The 24,736-nt window shown below is 43.4% G+C and carries 22 protein-coding genes and 1 pseudogene; 12 read left to right on the plus strand and 11 right to left on the minus strand.

Annotation, left to right across the window (positions count from 1 at the left end; all coding sequences use genetic code 11):
* The first annotated feature begins 80 nt into the window (after positions 1 to 80).
* From F9802_RS11165 to F9802_RS11185, 5 genes are all read left to right on the plus strand, one after another.
* Positions 81 to 1,226: a betaine/proline/choline family ABC transporter ATP-binding protein gene (locus F9802_RS11165; RefSeq protein WP_152151952.1), complete on the plus strand. Its 1,146-nt coding sequence runs from the start codon at positions 81 to 83 to the stop codon at positions 1,224 to 1,226.
* A gap of 15 nt (positions 1,227 to 1,241) precedes the next feature.
* Positions 1,242 to 1,889, plus strand: a complete 648-nt coding sequence (locus F9802_RS11170; protein ID WP_152151954.1) for an ABC transporter permease — start codon at positions 1,242 to 1,244, stop codon at positions 1,887 to 1,889.
* A gap of 12 nt (positions 1,890 to 1,901) precedes the next feature.
* The gene (locus tag F9802_RS11175) at positions 1,902 to 2,819 is read left to right on the plus strand and encodes an osmoprotectant ABC transporter substrate-binding protein (protein WP_152151956.1); all 918 of its coding nucleotides are present in this window, start codon (positions 1,902 to 1,904) and stop codon (positions 2,817 to 2,819) included.
* An 18-nt stretch (positions 2,820 to 2,837) separates the two neighbouring features.
* Positions 2,838 to 3,479 (plus strand): ABC transporter permease, encoded by a 642-nt coding sequence (locus tag F9802_RS11180; RefSeq protein WP_152151958.1) that lies wholly within the window; start codon positions 2,838 to 2,840, stop codon positions 3,477 to 3,479.
* A gap of 149 nt (positions 3,480 to 3,628) precedes the next feature.
* Entirely contained in the window at positions 3,629 to 7,435 is a 3,807-nt protein-coding gene (locus tag F9802_RS11185; RefSeq protein WP_152151960.1) for a dynamin family protein, read from the plus strand.
* 264 nt (positions 7,436 to 7,699) lie between these two features.
* On the opposite strand, the gene F9802_RS11190 is transcribed toward F9802_RS11185, so the two are convergent.
* On the minus strand, positions 7,700 to 8,140 hold the full coding sequence (locus F9802_RS11190) for a CHRD domain-containing protein (RefSeq protein ID WP_152151961.1): 441 nt from the start codon (positions 8,138 to 8,140) through the stop codon (positions 7,700 to 7,702).
* Between the two features lie 253 nt (positions 8,141 to 8,393).
* On the opposite strand from F9802_RS11190, the gene F9802_RS11195 reads away from it, so the two are divergent.
* Entirely contained in the window at positions 8,394 to 9,737 is a 1,344-nt protein-coding gene (locus tag F9802_RS11195) for an MATE family efflux transporter (RefSeq protein WP_152151963.1), read from the plus strand.
* Between the two features lie 67 nt (positions 9,738 to 9,804).
* A pseudogene (locus tag F9802_RS11200) lies at positions 9,805 to 9,957 on the plus strand (NlpC/P60 family protein); the annotation flags it as partial.
* A gap of 65 nt (positions 9,958 to 10,022) precedes the next feature.
* Here F9802_RS11200 and F9802_RS11205 read toward each other — a convergent pair.
* Positions 10,023 to 11,249: an amidohydrolase family protein gene (locus F9802_RS11205; RefSeq protein ID WP_152151965.1), complete on the minus strand. Its 1,227-nt coding sequence runs from the start codon at positions 11,247 to 11,249 to the stop codon at positions 10,023 to 10,025.
* Between the two features lie 3 nt (positions 11,250 to 11,252).
* A complete protein-coding gene (locus tag F9802_RS11210) occupies positions 11,253 to 12,338 on the minus strand; it encodes a hypothetical protein (RefSeq protein ID WP_152151967.1) in 1,086 nt (361 codons plus the stop codon).
* Between the two features lie 298 nt (positions 12,339 to 12,636).
* Here F9802_RS11210 and F9802_RS11215 point away from each other — a divergent pair, with 298 nt between their 5' ends.
* From F9802_RS11215 to F9802_RS11235, 5 genes are all read left to right on the plus strand, one after another.
* A complete protein-coding gene (locus F9802_RS11215; protein ID WP_152151969.1) occupies positions 12,637 to 13,707 on the plus strand; it encodes an SDR family NAD(P)-dependent oxidoreductase in 1,071 nt (356 codons plus the stop codon).
* A 248-nt stretch (positions 13,708 to 13,955) separates the two neighbouring features.
* Entirely contained in the window at positions 13,956 to 14,918 is a 963-nt protein-coding gene (locus F9802_RS11220; protein WP_152151971.1) for an ABC transporter permease, read from the plus strand.
* On the plus strand, positions 14,915 to 15,763 hold the full coding sequence (locus F9802_RS11225; protein WP_152151973.1) for an ABC transporter permease: 849 nt from the start codon (positions 14,915 to 14,917) through the stop codon (positions 15,761 to 15,763). The genes F9802_RS11220 and F9802_RS11225 overlap by 4 nt, the downstream gene beginning before the upstream one ends.
* On the plus strand, positions 15,744 to 17,342 hold the full coding sequence (locus F9802_RS11230) for an ATP-binding cassette domain-containing protein (RefSeq protein ID WP_152151975.1): 1,599 nt from the start codon (positions 15,744 to 15,746) through the stop codon (positions 17,340 to 17,342). Before F9802_RS11225 ends, F9802_RS11230 begins: the two co-directional genes overlap by 20 nt.
* Positions 17,335 to 18,915 (plus strand): ABC transporter substrate-binding protein, encoded by a 1,581-nt coding sequence (locus F9802_RS11235; protein WP_152151977.1) that lies wholly within the window; start codon positions 17,335 to 17,337, stop codon positions 18,913 to 18,915. Before F9802_RS11230 ends, F9802_RS11235 begins: the two co-directional genes overlap by 8 nt.
* Positions 18,916 to 18,976: 61 nt before the next feature.
* Here F9802_RS11235 and F9802_RS11240 read toward each other — a convergent pair whose 3' ends face one another.
* The 8 genes from F9802_RS11240 to F9802_RS11275 form a co-directional block, all read right to left on the minus strand.
* Complete coding sequence (locus tag F9802_RS11240; RefSeq protein WP_152151979.1) at positions 18,977 to 19,474, minus strand: hypothetical protein; 498 nt, start codon at positions 19,472 to 19,474, stop codon at positions 18,977 to 18,979.
* A gap of 135 nt (positions 19,475 to 19,609) precedes the next feature.
* On the minus strand, positions 19,610 to 20,434 hold the full coding sequence (locus tag F9802_RS11245; RefSeq protein ID WP_152151981.1) for an urease accessory protein UreD: 825 nt from the start codon (positions 20,432 to 20,434) through the stop codon (positions 19,610 to 19,612).
* A 1-nt stretch (position 20,435) separates the two neighbouring features.
* A complete protein-coding gene (gene ureG, locus F9802_RS11250) occupies positions 20,436 to 21,047 on the minus strand; it encodes an urease accessory protein UreG (RefSeq protein WP_152151983.1) in 612 nt (203 codons plus the stop codon).
* Positions 21,048 to 21,079: 32 nt separating this feature from the next.
* A complete protein-coding gene (locus F9802_RS11255) occupies positions 21,080 to 21,766 on the minus strand; it encodes an urease accessory protein UreF (RefSeq protein WP_152151985.1) in 687 nt (228 codons plus the stop codon).
* Positions 21,759 to 22,178, minus strand: coding sequence for an urease accessory protein UreE (gene ureE, locus F9802_RS11260; protein ID WP_404799165.1), 420 nt, complete (start codon positions 22,176 to 22,178; stop codon positions 21,759 to 21,761). Before ureE ends, F9802_RS11255 begins: the two co-directional genes overlap by 8 nt.
* A gap of 46 nt (positions 22,179 to 22,224) precedes the next feature.
* Positions 22,225 to 23,937 (minus strand): urease subunit alpha, encoded by a 1,713-nt coding sequence (ureC, locus tag F9802_RS11265; protein WP_152151988.1) that lies wholly within the window; start codon positions 23,935 to 23,937, stop codon positions 22,225 to 22,227.
* Positions 23,934 to 24,257, minus strand: a complete 324-nt coding sequence (locus F9802_RS11270) for an urease subunit beta (RefSeq protein ID WP_152151990.1) — start codon at positions 24,255 to 24,257, stop codon at positions 23,934 to 23,936. The genes ureC and F9802_RS11270 overlap by 4 nt, the downstream gene beginning before the upstream one ends.
* Positions 24,258 to 24,280: 23 nt before the next feature.
* Positions 24,281 to 24,583, minus strand: coding sequence for an urease subunit gamma (locus F9802_RS11275; protein ID WP_152151992.1), 303 nt, complete (start codon positions 24,581 to 24,583; stop codon positions 24,281 to 24,283).
* Positions 24,584 to 24,736 lie beyond the last annotated feature (153 nt).

Raw genomic sequence — 24,736 nt, forward strand, 5'->3', positions numbered from 1 at the left:
TTTCCCTTTGGAAGGGACACCTTCACATCATGTCGGATGATATCATAATAAAAGGTCATTGTTAAAGGGAGGGACTTCATTTGTTGAAGCTGGAGAATGTATCGAAAATTTATAAAGGAGGCAAAAAAGCAGTTAATCATGTTTCACTAGAAATTGAAAAAGGTGAATTTATTTGTTTTATTGGGCCGAGCGGCTGCGGTAAAACGACCACAATGAAAATGATCAACCGCCTCATTGAACCATCGGAAGGGGCAATCTACATAAACGGTAAAAATATTATGGAAAAAGACCCGGTAGAGTTAAGAAGAGAAATTGGCTACGTTATCCAGCAAATCGGGCTGTTTCCGCATATGACGATTCTAGAAAACATTACACTCGTGCCTAAATTGTTGAAATGGAAAGAAGAAGACAAACTGGTGCGTGCAAAAGAGTTATTAAAACTTGTCGATATGGGCGAAGAGTATTTTAATAGATATCCGCATGAATTGAGCGGCGGGCAGCAGCAGCGTATTGGTGTGCTTCGGGCGCTTGCGTCCAATCCCCCTCTTATTTTAATGGACGAGCCGTTCGGCGCGCTTGATCCGATCACCCGCGATTCCTTGCAGGAAGAGTTCAAACATTTACAGCGTACGCTTGATAAAACAATTGTATTTGTGACGCACGATATGGATGAAGCGATTAAACTAGCGGATAGAATTGTCATTTTAAAAGCGGGTAAAATTGTCCAAGTCGATACTCCAGATGAAATTCTCCGCCACCCGGCCAACGAATTTGTGGAAGAATTTATTGGTAAAGACCGTCTGCTGCAGACGAGACCAAATGTGGAGCTTGTTAAACAAATGATGAACCGCTCTCCGATTTCCATTACAGAAGAAAAAACATTACAGGAAGCGATCACACTTATGCGCGACAAACGAGTGGACTCGCTGCTCGTCGTGGATGAAATGAATGTATTAAGAGGATTTGTGGACATTGAAACGATCAGTGAATTCCGTAAAAAAGCGACGTTAATCTCTGAAGTCGTGAACAGGGAGGTATTTTCGGTTAAAGAGGACACATTGATACGCGATGTGGTGCAGCGAATTTTAAAACGCGGCTTTAAATATGTTCCTGTTGTTGATGAGCATCAGCGGTTAGTTGGTATTATGACAAGAGCTTCTCTCGTTGATATTGTGTACGACAGCTTATGGGGAGAAGAAAATACAATGACCACAGAATCCGTGTAGAGAGGTGGAGAAAGCATGTTTACGGATTTTTTAAAAACGAATGGGCCAGAGTTGCTCATTAAAGCATGGGAGCATTTGTATATTTCCTTGATTGCTGTGCTTCTCGGTATTCTCGTCGCCGTTCCTCTCGGGATTTTATTAACTCGAATGAAACGGAGTGCACCAGTGCTGATCGGGGCTGTCAACATTTTGCAGACGCTGCCGAGTCTTGCGATACTCGCTTTTTTCATCCCTTTCCTCGGAGTCGGGAAAGTGCCTGCCATTATTGCTCTGTTTTTTTATTCTGTTTTGCCCATTTTACGAAATACATATATAGGGATTAAAGGAATTAACGAAAATTTGCTTGAAGCGGGACGCGGCATTGGGATGACGAGCTGGGAAAGAATCCGCTTTGTTGAATTTCCGCTGGCGCTTCCGGTCATAATGGCAGGGATCCGGACAGCTACCGTTTATTTAATCGGCTGGGCGACACTTGCTTCGTTTATCGGCGGCGGTGGGCTCGGTGATTATATTTTTACGGGGCTGAATTTATATCAGGAAGAATACATTATCGCCGGGGCAGTTCCAGCGATCATTATGGCTATTTTCGTTGATTTTTTCCTGGCCAGAGTGGAAGGGAAAGTAGTTCCACGAGGGTTAAAAGGAACGAAACAAGCGGTTTGAGGAGGTGAAGTCATGAGGAGAAAATCGAAATACATGAAAATCTCAGCGTTATTGCTTTGTGCTGTGCTATTGACGGGCTGCTCGCTGCCGGGGCTTGGCGGAGCGTCCGATAAGACAGTGAAAATTGGCGCCCAAAGTTTTTCCGAATCGGAAATTTTGGCGAACATGATTGCCCAGCTGATTGAACGAAATACCGATCAGGAAACGGTAATCATTAAAAATCTAGGCACGAACTTTGTTCAGCAAAAAGCGATGGAAGGCGGGGACATTGACATTGCCGCCACACGCTACACCGGAACAGATTTAACGAGTGTGCTCGGACAGGAAGTTGAGAAAGACCCGGAAAAAGCGATGGACATTGTCCAGCGTGAATTTAAAAAGCAATTCGGCTATAAATTCTTTGATTCTTACGGATTTGATAATACATATGCGTTTACGGTGACAGAAGAATTTGCGAGAGAAAATAATTACAAAAAGATTTCCGACCTCGCCGGTGAGGCAGAAACATTGCGGCTCGGAATTGACTCTTCTTGGCTGAAAAGAAAAGGGGACGGCTATGAAGCGTTTGTGAAAGCGTATGGAATAAATTTTGATCATGTCTTTCCGATGCAAATCGGGCTCGTGTATGATGCGTTAAAAAGTGACAAAATGGATATCGCCTTAGCGTATTCATCGGACGGCCGTATTCAAGCGAACAATTTGTATTTGCTCGAAGATGACAAGCGGTTTTTTCCGCCGTACGATTGTTCGCCGGTAGCGACTGGCGAAGTTTTAAAGAAGTTTCCTGAGATAGAAGAACAGCTAGAAAAACTCGTCGGCAAAATCGATACGAAAAAAATACAAGAGTTAAACTATGAAGTGGATGGCAAGTTAAAAGAGCCGTCTGTTGTGGCAGCTGAGTTTCTCAAAGAAAACAATTATTTTGAATAAAAGAGGAGGTGTCTTCCCGTGGAAACATTGGAACAGTTACTCACGTATTATTCTCAAAACTGGCCGTACGTACTTACGGAATTTTATCGGCACTTTTTAATGTCGGCTTATGGGGTCTTGTTTGCGGCGATGGCTGCCATTCCGCTTGGGATTCTTATTGCCAGAAAGCACCGGTTAAGCGGCTGGGTTTTTTCGATCGCCAATGTTATTCAGACAACGCCTGCCTTGGCGATGCTTGCTCTGTTAATGCTCGTTATGGGACTCGGGGCCAATACAGTCATTCTTTCACTTTTTCTTTATTCTTTGCTGCCGATTTTGCGTAATACGTATGTCGGCATTACGGGCGTGGAACATGCTTATTTAGAATCGGGAAAAGCAATGGGCATGACGAAGATGCAGCTGTTGCGCATGGTGGAGCTCCCGTTATCTTTGTCGGTCATCATGGCCGGCCTTCGTACGGCACTCGTTGTAGCGATTGGTGTAACGGCGATTGGCACGTTTGTCGGTTCAGGTGGACTCGGTGACATCATCGTCCGGGGAACGAATGTTTCAAACGGTACAGCGATTATTCTTGCAGGGGCGATTCCAACCGCGCTTATGGCTGTCATGGCCGATTTGCTGCTCGGCTGGCTCGAACGCCGTCTGTCCCCTGTCAAATAACCGAAAAAATATAATAAAGATAAACAGAAGCTGATGAGCAGGGATCAGCTTCTGTTTTTTTATTTGTAAGACGGGCATCTGCAGAAATCATTCGGCATTTCCGGTACAATAGATGAAATACTCCTAAAAGTGGAAAGAAGGAGGCCCACATGCTGAATGAACAATTAAAGAAGTGGCTGGCCAATCAGAAGCCGACCCGCTCGCTGTTGCTTCCAAAATTAAAACAACTTCATGCGTTATTGATGGAGTATCGGGACGAAAAAAACGCCAAAGTTTGTACTGAATTAATAGAGAAGCTTGAGAAAATGGAATATGTGATCGCTTTTTACGGCCATTTTTCAGCAGGTAAATCCTCAATGATCAATGAGCTAATGGGAGAGCAAGTACTGCCGTCAAGCCCCATTCCGACGAGTGCCAATATTGTTAAGTTGAGAGAAGGAGAGCTCTATGCAAAGGTGAAATTTAAAAATCAAGGGGTAAAGACTTTGGGGTACCCGTACGATTTGAAAGACATTCAAGCGTATTGTGTGAATGGAGACAGCGTAGATGAAGTAGAAATATCCCACCGGACGGGTCAGCTGCCGGAAGGAGTAGTGATTCTGGATACTCCAGGAATTGATTCAACCGATGATGCTCACCGGATAAGCGCTTTGTCAAAACTTCATCTAGCTGACCTCGTGTTTTATATGATGGACTACAACCATGTCCAGTCTCCGGTGAATTTCGAATTTAACCGGCAGCTGGCGGAAAGAGGTAAAAACAATTACTTGATCGTGAATCAAATAGACAAACATATCGCCAGTGAGCTGTCTTTTGATGAATTTTCGCAACGGATCCATCGTGCATTTGATGAGCATAACTTATCTTATGACGGACTTTATTTTACCTCGATAAAAGATGAAAGACATCCATGCAACCAAATAAATGAGTTGAAGGCCCTTTTATCCGGTAAGATTTCCGACCGCCAGCAGCAAATTGTTCATCACGCTCTCCGCGAAGCATTGATCGTTGCAATGGACTTTTTTCGAAAACAGCAGCAAAAAGTAAGAAAAGAACTTGACGAGTATGAAGAGCTGTTAGTTGGCGTAGATTCTTTGGAAGAGTTGGAAGAAGAAACAGCTGAATTACAGCGGCAGATGGAAGCGATAGATGCGAGAGATACTCTTTTTGTTAAGCTGTTCGACCAAGAACTGGTTAACACATTTAACAATGCAAAGCTGATGGATTACTATACGCGGATTTTCGTGCGGCAATTTTTAGAATCCCGCGAACTCTCGTTTCAAGTCCGCGGCTTATTTTCCGGAAAGAAAACGAAGAAAGAACGGGAATTCCGGCTGGAGCAGCTGTTTACAGCATTGAACGAAAACAGACTGTCCTATATCGATATCCCTTTGAAAGAAGCAGTCGTGAAGCTTTTGGCGGAATTTGATTTAACAACGGATCGACTGAGGGAAAAAGTGCGGCAGTGCCAAATTGAATTTTCTCCTGCTTTGTTAGTTCAGCTCGTTAAAGGCGGAGCAATGTTAACGGATGACTATGTGCTGACCTATGCCAAAGATGTTACTCATGAGATGAAGAGATTGTACCGGCAGTCGTTTGCCGGTTTGATTGAGTCACTTGAGCCGCAGGCAAGAGTAAATAACCAGAAGAAAAAAGCTTCTTTGTCACAAGAAAAAGAAGAAATCAAACAAAAGATAGACGCTTGGATAAAGAGGGAACGTTTAAAAGAAAAAGAAAAGCAGTTATATGAAATGATTTTGTCCATGCTTGCCGTACGAGGAAAAGAAAAAATCGAAAAAAAACCGTTTCGGGCTTTTGAAAAGCCTGCGCGATTCAGCGAGCAAAAGAGTCAACCGTTCGTTTCCATTGGAGAAGCGGCTGTGGAGTGGATGGGTCAGGCGGAAGAAGATGTTTTTGTTCCAGTGGATCTGGACAGACATGTGATAGAGTTAAAAAGAAAAGCAGGACTGCTATCGAAAGTGGGACACATGGAACAGACAATTGAGAAGTTAAGCAAACGGATCAGCCGTCTGGAGAAAAATGAATATACGATTGCCTTATTCGGTGCCTTTAGTGCCGGCAAATCTTCATTTGCCAACGCGCTGTTAGGGGAGCATGTATTGCCTGTCTCACCTAACCCGACAACGGCCGCTATTAATGAAATTCGCGCTCCTGATGACTTTCATCCTCATGGCACAGTCACGCTTTTATTTAAAACAGCCGATCAGCTGCTGAAAGATATTAACCAGGCACTTGAACTGAGCGGAAAGAAAGTAAACAACATAGATGATCTTCAGCTGCTTTTAATAGAACACGATAAAATAATGCACAACATTCAGCAGTATAAGCAAGAAAAGGAGGATGGGAAAGAAAAAGATCCGAACAAGGAAAAATCTTTCAGTCCACTGGCTGCTTTGCCGCTTGAACAGTTTTCATTTTTGCGCGCAGCTCTTTCCGGTTATGAAAAAATGAAAACGCGGCTTGGCCTGTCGGAAAGAAAAACAGCAGAGAACTATACCGAATTTGTCAGCGTTGAAGAAAAAGCATGCTTCGTCGAGCGTATCGTTTTATATTATTCGTCGCCGCTGACAGAGCAGGGCATGGTCCTTGTTGATACACCCGGTGCAGGCTCGATGAATGCCCGGCATACGGAAATGGCATTTAATTATGTAACAAGTGCGGATTCCATTGTTTTCGTAACGTACTATAATCATGCCTTTTCCCGGGCGGACGAGGCATTTTTGATGCAGCTCGGCCAGGTAAAAGGCTTTATCGAAAAAGACAAAATGTTTTTTATTGTCAATGCCGCTGATCTCGCCGCAACGACAAGTGATTTGTTTGATGTGCTTCGCCACGTCGAACAAAATTTAGTGAAATGCGGGATCCGTCAAGCCCGTATTTATCCCGTTTCAAGCCATCTCGCTTTATTGGCTAAAAGAAGCGCCGCTCGTTTAATTACATCAGAGGAAAAAAAGCGTTATGCGGCACTTCTCCGGGTTTCAGCAGATGAAGAGCTTCTCCCAGGTGGGAAGGGACTTGATCTTTCCGGACTTGCTTTATTTGAACAGCACTTTTATCCGTTTACGAAGCAGGCGCTCGTCATTTCTGTCCTGCATCAGGCTCAGTCGGACACCGAACAAGCGATCATTGAATTAAAAAGACGTGTGCGGCTTGCTGAAGAAGATGAAGCAGCTAAACAAAAGCACCGGGAGCAAGTGTCTCGGCAATTAGCCGAAGCTGTATCTTATTTAGAAGCCCGTTCATTCGCAGCGGAAGAAGACGCGTTGCGGCAAGAGATCGAGGAGTTGTTATTTTACGCGAAGCAGCGCTTGTTTTATCGCTACAATGATGAATTCAAGCTGATTTTCAGTCCGGCCGCTTTTGACTCTTTCGATGAAACATTCACGGCGCTGCATCGAATGACGAATGAAATCATTCGATTTGCCGCGGGCGAACTGGCCCAGGAAATGAGAGCAGCTGCATTTCGTTTACAGACTTTTATGCGAAAAAGTATCAAGGACCTTCAACAGTCATTGCAAAAAGAACTGAAGCCCATTTTGGAATCGATCCACTTGAAAGAAATGGATCTCCCGGCTTTTCCCGATTTGTTTTTTGAACCGGGTCTGCAATCTGTCCATTCCGGCCTTTTCCAATCTATGTTTAAAGAATACGAGACACCGCTACAATTTTTTGCGGAAGGTGGAAATAAAGTCGTCCGGGATGAAATTGAAAAAGCACTGATGTCCCCCGTACATGATCACGTTCGCGGAGAAGAGGAGAAAATAGCAGCGGCTTTTCTGCCGTTTTATGTTGATCTGCTTCAGCACGTGCGGGAAGATGCTACTGCTCAAATAAAAGAACAGGTGGAAGGAAGGCTCGCTGTCTTATCCGAGAAATCAGATACTGCTTATTCCAGACAACTGCTTGACCAGCTGCAAAGTGATGTTCTTTTTTAAACAAAAGAAGTCTTCTCACATATAAGCAGTTCCGTTTCTGTGGAGAAAACAGAGAAAAAATAGTTTGATTTGCATACTTAATAACAATGCCATTTAAATTAAAATAGTAAACAGAATAGCACTAAAAACGCTTGGAGCAACCCAAGCGTTTTTTTATTTAACAATTTAAAGAAAGAATATTATGGAAGAAAATTTGCTCATTAGCTAAATAACATAAAGGGGTCTATTTTTTCTTAATTGACTTATTATCGATAGAATAATTTTTTATTTATCCTCATATCCCGTTTCAGGATGATAAGGCTTGATTTGTCCGCGAATCTCTCCGTTCGGATTTTGGGCGGTATGGGCGTTGACATATGTTTTTCCATCCCTTATAAGGTCTATTAATGTCGATAGCGGTCTTCCCTTTAAGGGGCCGACGAGGTCTCTTTCGGTAATGATCCCTTCTACGACTCCTTTTTTAACGCTGATATCAGGGTCAACTGGACCGAATAGAAAGACGACCACAGGACCGTTCACCCCTCTTCTACCTATATGAATATGTGCTTGAGTAAAATTGGAGAGATTGTTTACTGTTAATCGAAATTTAATTTTTCTTTCATCGCTGCTTACTTTAAACTTTGCGAAGCCGTCTGTATCAGTGAGAACAGGCGGAACTTCTTCAGATCCTCTTAACGTGGCAATAAAAAGCTGATTTTTAGACATTTTCATCCTCCTATAAATTTTCATAACATATAATGTATTTTATTCTTTGGAGGATGATTTGCTTGTACATATGTCATGGAAAAAATTAATCAGCTGACGTTTAGCATTGAATAAAACCCGCCTTTTTTATACAGGTGCTAAACATGCTTAAACAGAAAAAGTTTGCCGTTGACGTTAAGGCTAGAGTGAGACAGGCATTTTCATAACAATTAACAGCTCACTTCGTTATGATAGAAGAAAAAGGAGTTAGTTAATGAAGCAGCATGATTTTACTAGCGGAAATATTTGGAGGCAGCTGATCGCTTTTTCCACCCCTATTATGCTGACAAATTTTTTGCAGGTTTCTTATCAATTAATTGACAGCTTATGGGTGGGGAATTTGCTCGGCGCGAACGCGCTTGGAGCGGTAGCTGTTTCTAGCACTGTGATTTTTACTGTATTATCATTTATCATTGGCGTAAATAATGCCACGTTGACTATTTTATCTCAGTTAAAAGGAAAGGATGATCCGGATCATTTAAAAAGATACGTCAACGCCTTTACAGTTATTTTAACGGGCATGGCGCTTGGCTTAGGAGCGGCCGGTTTCTTTCTGGCAAAAGATATTTTGCAGCTGCTCGGTACACCTGCTTCTATGATCCCGGATGCAGTCAGTTATTTACAAATAAACTTTATCGGTATTCTTTTTTTATTTGGCTATAATTTTATCGGCATCGTATTCCGAGCATTGGGGAACAGCAAGACACCGATTCGTTTTGTGCTTATTGCAGTCATATTGAATGCGGTGCTTGATCCCCTGTTTATTCATGTGTTTAAGCTGGGCATTGACGGGGCAGCATATGCGACGATCGCAGCTCAGGGGACGGCCTTTTTATATGGTTTATTGATTAGTATGCATAATAAGCTCATCCCGTTTTCCGTTCCTTTTCTACCGAGCAAAGAAGAAGTGTCACTTATTTTAAAACAAGGAATTCCGGCAGGTCTGCAAATGATGGTTATTTCCGCCGGAATGGCTGCCATCATGAGCGTTGTCACTTCTTTTGGCGGGCATGCAGTAGCAGGCTTCGGTGCTGCGCAGCGGCTTGATAGTTTATTAATTCTACCTGCTCAAGCTCTGAGCATTGCAGTCAACAGCATGGCGGGGCAAAACATTGCCGTCCGCAAATGGAAACGGGTGAATGAGATCGCTTTATATGCCACTTTGTTAAATATGGCTATTATGCTGTTGGCAGCGATTGTGATCTTTTTGCTTGCAAATTGGAGCATCCGGCTATTCATTTCAGACAAAGAAGCAGTAGCATTTGGCCGTGACTATGTTAAGACAGTCGTTTTTTTCTATCCATTCCTTGGCTTAAATTTTGTATTAAACGGAATTGTCCGGGCTTCAGGAGCGATGTTTCAAGTGCTAGTGTTAAATCTAATCTCTTTTTGGGTGTTGAGATATCCGATGACAGAACTGTTTGCCGGCTTGTTTGGTGAACAAGGAATCGCTTTAGGCATGGGAATAAGCTTTGTGATCAGCAGTTCTTTTGCATTCGCTTATTTTCGGTTCGGCAAATGGAAGGAAAAAGAATTATTTGCTGAAGAAAAATCTTAATCTGGCACTTGCTTTTTTTGAATGATAACCAAAGAAGAATTTGCAAAACACTTTTTAAAAAATAGAACAAGGAAAAGGCAGGGTCCATCACGTAGGTATATATATCGGTGACGGAAAAATGATTCATTCGCCTAACAGCTCGGCCCATGTACGGATTGATGGAATTGGAACTTCCGGTTACGGAGAAGAATATGCGGGTGCCCGCAGATATGTCCATTAATGTCATACATTCACCCGGAGTTTAACCCGGGTGGATGTTTTTAAGTTGTAGTGAAGAGGAACAAATCAATGATCAAGCCGGTTAATGACTTCTTCTCCACGGAAAAATACTTTTTTAATTTGATCTGTATCATTAATCTCAAGACCTGGTATGCCAGTTGAAATGATGAAATTAGCGTCCATTCCCTTTTCCAGACGGCCGAATTGCTTTTCTTTCCCTAGAATGGCAGCCGGATTCGCTGTGAGCAAGGCGAGTATTTCATTTTCGTTAAATTGATGTTTTTGTAACAGCTGCATAGCTGGTTGGGCGATAAGCATGAGTACATCAGGGCCTTGCAATGAATTCGTTTGAAAAGGCAGCCATGAAACGCCCGGATAAGGTGGAAGGTAAGCATCTGTCGCAATGGACACAACAATGTTCTTTTTGACGAGCTTAACGATTTCCTCCGGGCTATTTGGGGGTAAATGTGTACCGCCCATTGGAGTAGCTACTATTTTCACTTGCTGCTTTGCGGCCTTTTCGATCTGTTCATCGGTAATCCCGTGAGCATGATGCAAAACATCTACTCCTGCTTCAAGCGCCCATTCGATTCCTTTTTCACCGGCCACATGGGCTCCTATCTTTTTGTTTAATTTATGATAAAGATCAGCCACTTGTTTGAGCTCTTGTAAGTTATACATGATTTCTCCTGCCCGGGGTACATCTTCAGCGGTAAAGTTGGCAGGAGTTGCATTGATGAAGATGTTTTCACCGGGGAAGTCGCTTTTCTCGGCAATCTTTCGTACTAATAACGGGTCAGACAAGCTGTTTTTTTCAATTGGCTGAGACTGCGTAACCGCTGTGAAATGAGCCAAATTGTTAAAGCCAATCGAGATGCTCGTTGCGGCAAATGAAATGTCCATTGGCAAACGAGCAGCCGCTTTCCGATAATCTTCTATTGAAAAGTCGCAGTAAGGATGGCCGCATATTTGTTCTCCGAGAGCCGTGATCCCCGAGGATAAAGCATGAAAAAGAATCGCTCTCCCCGCCCATAAATGAGTAGCCGGAGAAACAGGATATAGTGAAGAAGGGGCAAATTCCAGCAAATGAGTGTGGCAATCGACGAGTGAAGGTGTAATGACATAGTCTGAGCAATCTATCACTTTAATTGTGCAGTACCGGTTTTTTAATTGTTCCCAATCTCCAATGTCTTGTATTTTACCATTACTGATAACTAGACCCCCATTGTATATCGTCCCATGATCCGACACAGTAACCAGTTTTTTTCCGCGAATTAAATACACTTTGTTCATATGCTACCCGATAAGATAAGGCGTTAAAAACATACCAAGCGCCCATGCTGTAATGAATCGGATAATTAAACCAATCACGGCCGCTGTTAATACTTCTTTTTCATTTAAGCGTGATGATTCTGCCCATGTAGCCGGTACCTGGCCAAAGATGACCGACAACGGCAAACCCGAATTGGCAAGAACAAAGGAGCCGACAATGAGTCTTGGGTCAATACCTTGACTTAATTCAGCCAATTGGGCAACAGCAAGAGTAGGCGCAGCTAATACAGAAACTAATCCTGTCGACGGTTCAATGCTGAGCAACATTAGAAAGGAGGATAAACCGGATTCCAACGCACTCCACACTCCTGCAAATTTTAGTATGCCGATAAAGAAAAAGACGGCTGCAACTGCCGGGATGATAGTTAAAAACAGAAGTTCCGCTCCTTCTTTTGCAGAAGAAAATATCGTTTGAAGGAATGGGATTTTCGGTGTAAAACGTGGTAATTGGTCTAACTCTACTCTTTTAGTGGACCGATATATTGTTTTTGATAGCAGAAAAGGAACAACAAGGATCGGTAGAAAAATGGATAAGATCACGAGCGGAAAAGCGTCGATACCAAAAACAGCTAAAGCAATCAGCCCCAATACGAAGGTGGCGAACGATTGAGGAGATTGAATCATCGTCGCAACGGCAATCTTTTGTTCATCTTTCGTCGCATTTGCTTTGACAAGAATTGGCCCGGCAATTTTTCCAGCGGCATTAATATCGCCAAGTATGTTATATACACTCGGTATGATGACGGCGGGATTAATTTTAAACCACTTCATGACGGGGACAAAAATCCGGATCAAGCCATCGGTAAATCCAAGCCGCTCCAGAATCCGGCCCATGATGACACTTGCTATGATCGCAATGCCTATTTCACTCGTTAAGAAAATATCAACGACGACAGGCTTCACTTCATTAAGAATCGCGTTAAATAAGTCAGCCAGTGAGTCAGGCTTCAACAATAGAAGAAATAGGGAAAATACAACGAGAAAAAGACCTAAAATTTCATAAAAGTGCCATTTAGCCCGTGAAACATTATTTCCTGCTTTTTTCGCCATCAAAACTGCCTCCTGTCATTTTTATTTCATTGTATGACCGGATAAAAAAATAAGTGAATGACCCAAGCTTCGCTATAATGTTTACGTTAAAAGAAGAGAACCCTCCAAAGGTCTCCAGCCGCCTGGGATATGAGTATATTAATAGGGAGAACTGGCATTAATACCCACGTTTAAGGCACACTCATACGTGATAGTATGATAGAAGAGAATAAACCGTTTACATTCATTGCTTTGTAACGGATAATGATATGGGCACAACAAGTAGAGGGAAATAAAGCAGCGAGAGGGAAGATACATATTGAATATTTTTATAACCGGCGCGACCGGATTTCTTGGAACTAATCTCGTTAAAAAGCTAATTGAAGAAGGACATCACATTTATGTATTAATGAGAAATCAAATAAAGTTTAATAAGCTGTTAGATCAATTAGACAGCAGACACATAAATCATGTACACGCTGTCGAAGGGGAATTAACAACAGAGAACCTCGGCTTAAAAGCACCTGTGCTGCAAAGACTCATCGGAAACATAGACGTCTTTTGCCATTCGGCGGCGATGTTGTCTTTTGATGAGAATGACCGCGAAAAGTCATTTTGCGTAAATGTCCAAGGAACGAAGCATGTTCTTGACCTGGCAGAATTAGTGGGGGCGAAAACATTTATCCATGTAAGTACTGCCTACACGTTAGGAAGCAGGAAAGTCGGAACAGAAACTTTATATCCACTGCAGTCTTCTTTTACTAATTCATATGAAGAAAGCAAATGCCATGCCGAGCATCTTGTGATGACTTACAAAGACAAATTTGATGTCATGGTTATGCGCCCGTCGATCATTATCGGTGATTCAATGACTGGGAAGGCTGATACAACATTCGGATTGTACAGCATTTTGCGCACAATTGAATTGTTAAAGAAAAAACTGGAGAGGAACGTATCTTCTGTCCGGCCGTCTTATCGTCTGCTGATGGACAAAGATACGGTGTCTAATCTCGTACCGGTGAATTATGTGGTAAAAGTGATCACCCGGGCCATGAATTACGGAAACAAAAATAAGATCTACAATATTGTGAATACAGCTCCTCTCACCAATTCGATGCTAGTAGAAGCTGTGAAAGAAGCGTTCGATTTTGATCAAATCGAAATGATCCCGTATGAAGATAGAGGATTGTTAACACTTGAAGAACAAAAAATGAACGAGCCGCTCGACGTCTTTAAAGATTATTTAAATCGCTCGATTAATTTTCAAGATGAGAATACTAGAGAGTTACTTTCATATACAAACGAGGAACCTTTTCACATGGAATATGACACGGTGCTGCGAATTATTAACGGATTCCGGAATCGTCGTGCTAAAGTGAAAATACAATAAAGAGTCCGATAAAAACGTTTCCTTTAAAAGGAGGCGTTTTTATATTAATCCCTTGATTTTCATAATGGACGGGAGAACCGGGCCAAGATCAATGACTAGAAGCATTCAAACTGGGAATATTTAAATCAATTATTCGCCTGGATGAACAAAGATGTTAACTAACGTTTTCATATGATAAAATGAAGAGCGGAGTGTGATGCTTTTGTTCATAGAAAAGCACTCTATTTTTAATAGAAAGCAGGAAAGAAATGGGTCAGTTTATATTAAAGCGTCTCGGTGAATCACTTCTTGTTCTGATCATTGGCAGCATGCTTTGTTTTGCTTTTATTCGCATGCTTCCCGGGGACCCGGCCGCTGCTATGTATGGAGATCAGCTTCAAAAACTGAGTGAGGCCGACCGATTTCGCATTACAGAAAATTTAGGATTGAACGAACCGCTGCCAATTCAGTATGGAAAATGGCTCGGACAAGTTCTTCAAGGAGAATGGGGAGTGTCTTCTATTTCCGGGGAAGATGCTGCAATAGTTGTGGCAAAGTCCCTGCAGCCGACATTTTTATTGATGTTTTCCGCTCATTTTTTCGTTTTTACACTGGCTGTTTTCTTCGGAGTGACGTCCGGGCTGTGCCGCCGCTCTTTATACGATCACGCAGTAACAGTCATCAGCTTTATATTTATGTCCATTCCGCCTTTCTGGTTTGCTCTTATGCTCATGGTCTTTTTCTCCGTTTATTTAGGGGTTTTGCCAACGTCCGGAATGGGAGAGGGAGGCGGACAACTTCGCTTTATACTCATGCCTTCGCTTGTCCTCGCTTTATCTCATGCCGGTTATTATATCCGGCTCTTGCGTAATCACATTGCTATCACAAAAGACACGGGATTTGTCTTCGCTTTAAAAGCCCGCGGTATTTCGGAGTGGACGATATTGAAAAATCACCTGCTCCCTAATGCTTCGATTCCTTTATTATCTTATACGGGGATGTCACTCGCGGTCGCATTAGCGGGTTCTATTGTAGTGGAAACGATTTTTTCCTGGCCGGGTATAGGACGTCTCGCATTGAAATCGGCTCTTGCCCACGATTATCCTGTTTTATTAGCCGTTATATTGCTAAGTATGGTGTTTGTGATCACTGTTAATTTATTAGTGGACCTTATTTGTGCCTGGATTGATCCGCGTCTCCGAAGTCAGTTGCTTGAGGAGGGAAGAAGATGAGCAAAAAACACCCTTGGTTTTTGATTTTGGCAACTTGCTTATTTCTTATTCTCATAGCTGCCGTTTCGTTCGCTCCGCTGCTGACGTCTTATGATCCTCTCGCTATTCGAATGGATCGTGTTCTGCAGCCACCAGGCTCCGGCCACATACTTGGAACAGATGAGCTAGGCCGAGACGTGTTTGCGCGTCTCTTGTACGGCGGACGGGTTTCTTTGTCTGTTGGAGCGGCAGCCATGTTCGTATCTATTGTGGCGGGTGTCGTTTATGGTGCTATCAGCGGCCTTGCAGGCGGCAAAGTAGACCGCCTGATGATGCGGGTCATTGATGCGCTGTTAAGTATCCCTTCATTGCTGTTAATGATAGGGCTTCAAATGGTGTTTCCGGCAAGTTTAACGACAGTCATACTTGTGATTAGTTTAACAAGCTGGATGCCGATTGCCCGCTTGATCCGGACAGAAATATTAGCAATGAAACAGGAGGTATTCATCCAGGCATCTACTGTAGTAGGAGCCTCTACAGGCCAATTATTGCGCCGGCATATGCTGCCGCAATGTATTCCGACGATTACCGTGCTTGCCATCAGCGGAATCAGTCATGCTATCCTTGCAGAAGCTACGCTCAGCTTTCTTGGTATCGGTATTCCGCCGCATGAGCCTTCATGGGGAAATATGCTGATGGGGGCCCAGAGCCACTTGCTCGCAGGAGCCTGGTGGTTAGCCGTATTTCCGGGTATTTGTATCACTTATACGATTCTTGTCATTAACTTTTTAGGAGATAAACTGCAAGACCGTATGGCGGCTCCGCAGTTTAGAAAGGGGAGAGAAAATGAACGGGTGTCTTCTTGAAGTCGAGCAGCTCACCGTCTCACATCATGAAAAAGTAATTGTATCGAATGTCACTTTTTCCGTCCAAAAAGAAACAGTGACGGCTCTGATCGGCGAAAGTGGTTCAGGAAAAAGTTTGACAGCGAGGGCGCTGATTGACTTGCTTCCTGAAAACGTAGCAATTACATCCGGCTCTGTCCGTTTTTTAGGTGAGCACGTGCTTTCTATGAACAGCAGCCGTAAGCGACAATACCGCGGCAAAGAAACAGGTATTGTTTTTCAAGATACGTGGCAAACATTTGATCCGCTTCGAACGATTGGACATCACTTTTTAGAATTGTTTGCTGCCCATACACCTTTATCAAAAAAGGAAGCGAAAGAGGAAGCGGTCAAGCTGCTTCGCCAAGTGAAGATGCACGATCCGGAACGGGTTTTCCGTTCCTTTCCACACGAGCTTTCCGGCGGAATGAGGCAGCGGGTTCAACTAGCCCTTGCCATTGCTTTAAATCCCCCGCTATTAATCGCTGATGAACCAACGACTGCACTCGATTTGCAAATTCAATTCGATATTCTATCTCTTATGAAAGAATGGCAGCAGCAATCAGGCAGCTCGGTTTTATTTATTACACATGATCTTGGAGTGGCGGCCGAAATGGCGGATGAAGTCATTGTAATGAGCAATGGAGAAGTAGTCGAATGTTCTCCGGCTGGAAAGCTGTTTACTGAACCAGAATCAACACAGGCAAAGCAGCTGCTGGCGGATTATAGGCTGCTGTCAAACCCGGTGGAAACAGTTAAACAGTCTGATGGCAAGCCAATCATGAAAATTGAACATGTGACGAAGCGATACGTCAGGAAAAAGTGGTTTACGAAAGAAATAACTTCGGCAGTTCAAGACGTGTCGCTTTATATAGCCGCAGGAGAATCGGTTGGGCTGATTGGAGAAAGCGGCGGCGGGAAGAGCACGTTATCCCGGTTGATGCTTCAACTTGAGCCGTGTACGAGCGGCAAAGTCGCCTGGATGGGAAACCAAACACTGCGAAGAGGAGTTCAGTGGGTGCATCAAGACCCGCTTGCGTCGTTCGATCCTCGCTGGACCATTGAAAAAATCGTCGGCGAAGGGTATGACTACTGGAAAAAAGGACAGGAAGGCAAAAGTGAGCAAGTGCTTTCCGTTCTCCAAAAAGTTGGATTGTCTCCTTCTGTCCGGTTTCTTTACCCTCACGAATTGTCCGGCGGCATGAGACAGCGCGCTGCTTTAGCCCGTGCTCTGTTAGTGGAACCTGAATTGATTGTTCTTGATGAACCATTTGCTAATTTGGACATGAGTTCACAAGCTAACATGATTTCGCTGATTCAGTCATTAAATAAAAAGGAGCAGCTGGCTATTTTATTTATTACACATGACATCAGGGCGGCCATGGCTCTTTGCCAACGCATTTACGTAATGGAAAAAGGATCCATTGTAGAAGAATCAGCTGCTGATGAATTGATCTTGACAAAAAATCCATATACGAAGCAGCTTTTATCGTGTATGCCAGGTTTTGAAGTCGGCAAAAGGAACAAAAACAAAACAGCAAAGGTGGTTGCGTATGTATAAGAACTATCGGAAATTTCTTTTAGCTGCAGTTGCGGCTGCCGGTCTCGCTGGGCTTGCAGGGTGCAGCGAAGAAAACAGTAAGCCCGCTGATTCGACTCAGAAAAAGCAGCTTATTTATGGGATGGATTCAGAAATTGAGAAAGTTAATCCGGTTCTTGATGAAAGCCAGGAAATTGATACGCTTCTTTTTCGCGGATTAACGAAACCGGATAAAGAAAATCAAGTCACTCCCGATTTAGCAGAAAGCTGGGAGATATCAAAAGATCAGCTCGTTTATACGTTTAAACTTCGTCGAGATGCTAAATGGCAAGATGGAAAACCTGTCACGGCGAAAGACGTAAAGTTTACCTTTGACCAAATAAAAAACCCGGCAACGAACACGCCGATTGCCGGAGAATTCAATGAAATTAAATCAGTGGAAGCAACTGGTGACTATGAAGTGAAAATGACTCTTCATCGTCCGTTTCCGTCTCTGCTCGACAAGCTGAAAATTGGCATTGTGCCGGAACACATCTTGCGCGGTGAAAATATGAATGAAACGGAATTTAATCAAAATCCGGTCGGCAATGGTCCTTTTAAACTAAAAGAATGGGGCAGCGACCACACGATTATCCTGGAAAGAAACGACGATTATTATGGTGCGGCCCCAAAATTAGACGAAGTGGTGTTTAAAGCGGTGCCAGATGCCAATACACGGGCGCTGCAGTTAAAAACAGGAGAAATTGATTTGGCCATTATGGAACCTAATCAATTGGCTGGTGTCAAAGAAAATGATCCATACGCAGTACATGAAGTTTCAACGGCCGATTACCGGGCAGTGATGTATAACTTCGATCTGCCGTTGTTTCAGGATAAACGGGTACGCCAGGCGATGAACCTCGCGGTGAATCGGGAAGAATTAGTGAAAGGCGTACTGGCAGGCAAGGGAGAAGCGGCTTATGGGCCGTTGCAAAAATCATGGGCAGGAGCTTCGCAAAAAGAAGCTTATACGTATAATGAGAAAAAAGCAAAACAGTTGTTAGCTGATGCCGGATGGGTAAAAGGAAGCGATGGCGTACTCGTGAAAGATGGCAAACGATTTGAGTTTGAGCTTGTTTCACCTATACAGGATACTGTCCGCGTAGTGCTTGCCAATGTCGTCTCTGAACAGCTAAAGCCGTTTGGCATTAAAGCCGTGCCGAAACCAGTCGATCAGCATGCAGTGAAGTATGACGGGGAAGAGGCTTTGATTATTGGCTGGGGCAGTGAGTTCGATCCCGATGATCATACGTACCGTTTATTCCACAGCAGTGAAATAGGAGACGGCCAATATAACTTCGGTTCTTATCGAAATGAAAAGGTTGATGACTTGCTTATGAAAGCACGGACAACGGCAAATAGGGAAATGAGAAAAACCTATTATAAACAATTCCAAGAAGAGCTGGCTGTTGATCCGCCATATAACTTTCTTGTTTATCTGGAAGCTCTTTACGGATTGAATAAGAATGTAACAGGAATCAGTACACGCACGCTCGGTCATCATGGCTTTGGCGTATTGTGGAACATTGAAGAATGGGACAAAAAAGTAAACTAAATGCAGGAAAAAAGGCCAGCCGATAAAGCTGGCCTTTTTTAAGTTGACTATGGATGAAAAGTTATTCCGCTGCCTTTTTCAAATCTTGTTCTTTTACCCCTTTTTTATGATCCGCTATTTTTTCATGGATTTCAGTTTCGATTGCCTGAACATGTTCTTCTTCTAGCTTTTGCTGGGGCTGAGGATGGAACCATTGGATTTCACCTTCGTGAACAAAGCCCTTATATTCCTCTCCTTGCACTTGCAAAGTGAATTGGTGGCGTTCGTGCACCCTGTCTTCGAAAGCAGGCTTTATTTCAAAGTCATTCACTCCGCTTGAAATACCGTATTGTCTCATTAATTCGTATATAGTTGACTCGATCGCATCTACTTTCTCTTCACCAATCATTTGTTTTGGGTGAGGATGCAGCCAGTGAATTTCATCTTCATGGAAATGGCCTTTAAATTCGTCTCCTTCAATTTTAAACGTAAAGGCATGTCTTTCATGCACACGATCTTCAAACACAGGTTCCACTTCAAAGTCTTCTAATACTGGTTCTTCATTATTTTCTTCAGACAATTCCTAAACCCCCTCAGGACATTTTATACTTCAGTATTTTCCCTAATTTAAAACAAATATTCTACTTTTTCAAGGAAAAGCACTTCTTTTTCATAAAAAATCCGACAGCTGTTAAAGCTGCCGGATGTCATTCGATTAATATTTTCTTAGAGAATTCGGGGTAAGACCAAACCATTCCTCGCTGATCAGCCGGTGGCATTCCGCAAATGTTCGTTCGATAACCTGAGTAGAGTTAGCAAGAACCCGGATGCTGAAACCAGGCACGGCCAGCTTTGAAAGACCGAACTTCATATTAGATTCGTTCGCTTCGATCCTTTCATATAACCGGTCGAGGAGGCCATTATTCGTTTGTTCACCGACGACGATCATCGAGCCGAGGTGAGTAAAGCCTTCCATAAAGCCTAGACCTGACATTTTTTGCTTAGCTGGTGTCAGTTTAATGTGATCAAATACCGCCAGCTTTTCATCAAGATAAATTTCGTTGATTAATTGAATGGTATCATATGTGAATCTTTCTCCGCTTGGGGACCAGCCTGGAGTGAGAATGTCTGTATAAAGAAAAGTAGCCCCGGATTCCATTCGAATAATATTCTTCTGCTGATAGCGGGCATTTTCATAAGCAATCAGCGGATCAGGAAGAAATTCCACATAACTGCCTTTCTTTAAGATAATCTCGGTCTCCTGGTAGGCATGATCTTTAGGGGTCTTATACACTTTCGTTGCAGACTGGGTCGTTAAAGTGGCTTTGGCGCCTTCATCAGCTGTAATTTTCATGCTGTACCGGTCGCCATCTAAGTACCCTCCGCCTGGATTTAGCAAGTAATAACACACCTGTCCCGAATCGTCGTGGTAAACCGGCCGCATCACTTTAAACGCTCCTTGGAAAAATACGTTTTTGGCAACGGTTTTTCCTTTCCGGTCTTCTAGGTCCAGGGATAACACACCTGTCCAGTCTGTCATATTAATCCAGTCCTTTTAATAATGCGTGTTTCTTAATCCAGTCAATGACTTCATCGAGACCTTCATCGTTTTTTAAGTTTGTAAAAACAAACGGTTTATCGCCGCGGAACACTTTCGTATCTTCAGCCATCACTTCTAGACTGGCGCCTACAAAAGGAGCAAGGTCTGTTTTGTTAATAATGAATAAATCGGATTTAATCATTCCTTGGCCGCCTTTTCGGGGGATTTTTTCTCCTTGGGCGACATCGATGATATAAATAGAAAAGTCGACGAGTTCAGGGCTGAATGTCGCCGCCAGATTATCGCCGCCGCTTTCAACAAAAATGAGTTCGACATCAGGGTGCCGCTCAATTAACTCATCAATGGCGGCAAAGTTCATCGATGCATCTTCGCGGATCGCTGTATGAGGGCAGCCGCCGGTTTCCACACCAATGATGCGGTCTTCAGCCAACACGCCGTTTTGCATTAAGAATTTAGCGTCTTCTTTCGTGTAAATATCATTTGTGACGACAGCCATTTTAATTTCGCCTTCCAAATGACGAGTTAGTTTCTCAACGAGCATTGTTTTCCCTGCACCAACAGGTCCTCCAACACCAATTTTAATCGGTTCCATTGAAACACTTCCTTTTCTTTTGAAATCAAATGTTATGACATAAAAATACGAATATTGACTCGCTCATGCTGCATTTGAGCGAGTTCCAATCCTGGAGAAACGATGCCGAAATCATCTTCCGGCAATTGCATAATTTTTTCTACTGCCCGCTGCAGTTCGGGATGAAATTTATGAGTAATCAATTGTCCGGCTGTCTGGCCAAGGGGAATGGCGCGTACAGCATTTTGGACAAGACTTGAAACGGCAGAATACAAATAATAGAGGATGGCATTTGGCTTTGAAACCTCAAGACCATAAGCGACCATTGTAAACACAATGGAGGGGTGGGCGAACGACTGCTTTTTCTTGATTTGTTCCCGGTATAATGAAAGTACGGGGAAGTCATACAAAGATTGAGAGAGCTTTAACATACGGTCCCCTATCATTTGAGTGCCTTCGCGCGTTTCCCTAGGCAAGTTTTGGACTGTTAACAAACGGTCCAGATTCCATACTTGTTGAAGGTCTTCCTGCAACAACGCGTCATAAACAAGACGGCAGGCGAGACCATCAGTATAAATGAGCTGTTCGTGAACATACACTTGAAGCCATTCAAAAAACGTTTTCTGGTCTCTTACTACATCGGCCTGTATGTAACTTTCCAAACCGAAAGAGTGGCTGAAAGCACCGGTTGGAAAGTTGGAATCACACAGTTGAAACAAAGAGAGCATGTTTTTATCCATGACTATGACCTATATGACGGAATGCCTGCTTCACTTTTCTATCTTCCCGTTTAAAAGGGATGCCCAGTTCTTGCAGTAGTTCCTCTACTAAATAATCATATTGGACAAGCATATCATCTTCTTCAAATTGAGCAGGAAGGTGGCGATTGCCAAGTTGGTGGGCAATCGTACCCATTTCTTTTATGCTGCGGGGACTGATGATGAGCAAGTCATCTGACAGTACGTCAATGACGATCATATTTTTCTCATCCATGTACAATACATCACCGGCTAAAAGATCACGCGGTTCTTTTAAACGAATGCCGAGCTCCTTGCCGTGATCCGTCTTTACGCGCTGAATTCGTTTGACTAAATGCGCACTTTCTAAATACACTTTTTCCATATGGCGCTTGTTAATTTCGTTTGGATCCATGTTTTCCAAGTTCGTAATTACTTTTTCAATAATCAATGCATTCACCTCAGAATAAGAAATATCGCTGTCCCATTGGTACAGTGTCTACTGGTTCACACGTGAGCAGTTCACCGTTTACTTTGACTTCATACGTTTGCGGATCAACCGTAATATCAGGTGTCTCGGCATTTAGTTTCATGTCTTTTTTCGATAATGTCCGAATGCCGCCAACAGGAAGAACGATTTTTTCAAGCCCAAGCTTTTCATGAACGCCGTCATCAAACGCAGCTTGTGAAATAAAAGTAACAGAGCTTTTCGACAACGCTTTTCCGTATTGGGCATACATCGGCCGGGAAATATATGGCTGCGGAGTTGGAATGGATGCATTAGCATCTCCCATTAAACCAGTAACAGCAAGACCGTTTTTAAGTACCATTTCAGGTTTCACGCCGAAAAATGCCGGCGACCACAGGACAAGATCTGCCATTTTTCCCACTTCAATCGAACCGACATGGTTGGATATACCGTGTGTAATCGCTGGGTTAATCGTGTACTTGGCAATGTAACGCTTTGCCCGGTTGTTGTCCGCGTGCTTACTGTCACCTTTAAGGAGACCTCTTTGCATTTTCATTTTGTCTGCCACTTGCCATGTCCGCAAAGTGACTTCACCTACACGTCCCATTGCTTGAGAATCCGAGCTCACCATACTAAATACACCCATGTCCTGCAAGATGTCTTCTGCGGCAATCGTTTCCCTTCTAATTCTGGAATCAGCAAAAGCAATGTCTTCCGGCACAGAAGGATTTAAGTGGTGGCACACCATAACCATATCCAGATGTTCGTCAATCGTATTAACGGTATAAGGAAGGGTAGGGTTCGTTGAAGACGGCAAAATGTTATGATATCCCGCCGATTTAATTAAATCCGGGGCATGTCCGCCGCCTGCGCCTTCCGTGTGGTACATGTGAAGGACCCGGTCTTTCACGGCAGCCATTGTCTGTTCCATGAACCCGCTTTCATTCAATGTATCTGCATGAAGGGCCACTTGGATGTCATATTCATCAGCCGTCTTCAAAGCATAGTCGAGCGATGAGCCAGTCGCTCCCCAGTCTTCATGAACCTTTAAACCGATGACTCCGGCTTTTACCTGCTCTGCTAACGGAGCGATGGAAGCCGCATGGCCTTTCCCTGTGAAACCAATGTTAATAGGCAGGCCTTCTGCGGCAGCGAGCATACGGTGGATATTCCATTCTCCTGGCGTCACGGTTGTCGCTTTTGAGCCAGTTGCAGGTCCTGTGCCGCCACCGATTAAAGTTGTTGTACCAGATGCGAGTGCTACTTGAACCTGCCGGGGATTAACAAAGTGAACGTGAGTGTCAATCGCACCAGCTGTCACAATTAATCCTTCGCCGGCAATAATTTCCGTTGAAGCGCCAATGATGATATCGACATTGTCTGCGACGAGCGGATTGCCGCTTTTGCCAATACCGGAAATTTTACCATCCCGGATAGCCAGGTCCGCTTTAACAATGCCTGTGTAATCGAAAATAATGACGTTCGTGATGACCGTATCCGCTACGCCATCTGCACGAGTAGCGAGAGGATGCTGTCCCATGCCGTCACGAATAACTTTTCCGCCGCCAAAAACAACCTCTTCGCCATACGTGGTATAATCTTTCTCAATTTGGATAAATAAATTCGTATCAGCGAGCCGAACAGAATCTCCAGTCGTAGGACCGAACATTTCCGCATACTGCTTTCTTGACATTTTAAAACTCATGATTCATCCCCTCTTTCTAATGAGCCGTCCACTTTATTGTTAAATCCGTAAACCCGGCGTTCACCGCCAAATTGAATGAGCTGAATTTCTTTTTCGTCACCCGGTTCAAAGCGCACTGCCGCCCCAGCAGGAACGTTTAACCGTTTTCCATATGCTTCTTCTCTATTAAATTGGAGAGCTTCATTCACTTCATAAAAGTGGAAGTGAGACCCTACTTGAATTGGACGGTCACCTGTATTTGTAACAGAAACTGTAAAGACTGTTTTTCCTTCATTACAAATAATTTCTTCATCTTTTAATATATATTGTCCTGGCTCCATGTATTGATCCCTCCTTAGTATGTTTAACGAATCGGGCTGTGGACAGTCACTAATTTTGTTCCATCTGGAAATGTTGCTTCCACTTGTATGTCATCAATCATTTCTGGAATGCCTTCCATGACGTCTTCCCGCGATAAAATAGTCGCTCCGTACTCCATTAATTCAGCAACAGTTTTCCCGTCTCTCGCTCCTTCCAATACTTCATACGTAATAAGAGCGACTGCTTCCGGATGATTTAATTTTAAGCCTCTTTCCTTCCGGCGCCTGGCAAGATCGGCTGCCACCACAATCATAAGCTTATCCATTTCCCGTGGCAATAAATGCATAGTTCCAACCTCCTGTATATATAATCAACCAACAAAAAAAGTCCTCTCAGGGACTTTTAGGAGTTTTCTTTTATTTGTAAAAAAACTATCCCTCTTTTTTATTCCCTGAGAAACGGAAGTTTAAACCCTCCCTAAAGCATTTTAGCATAGGAA

It is taken from the genome of Bacillus aerolatus (assembly GCF_009183655.1).
GTDB lineage: Bacteria > Bacillota > Bacilli > Bacillales > Domibacillaceae > Pseudobacillus > Pseudobacillus aerolatus.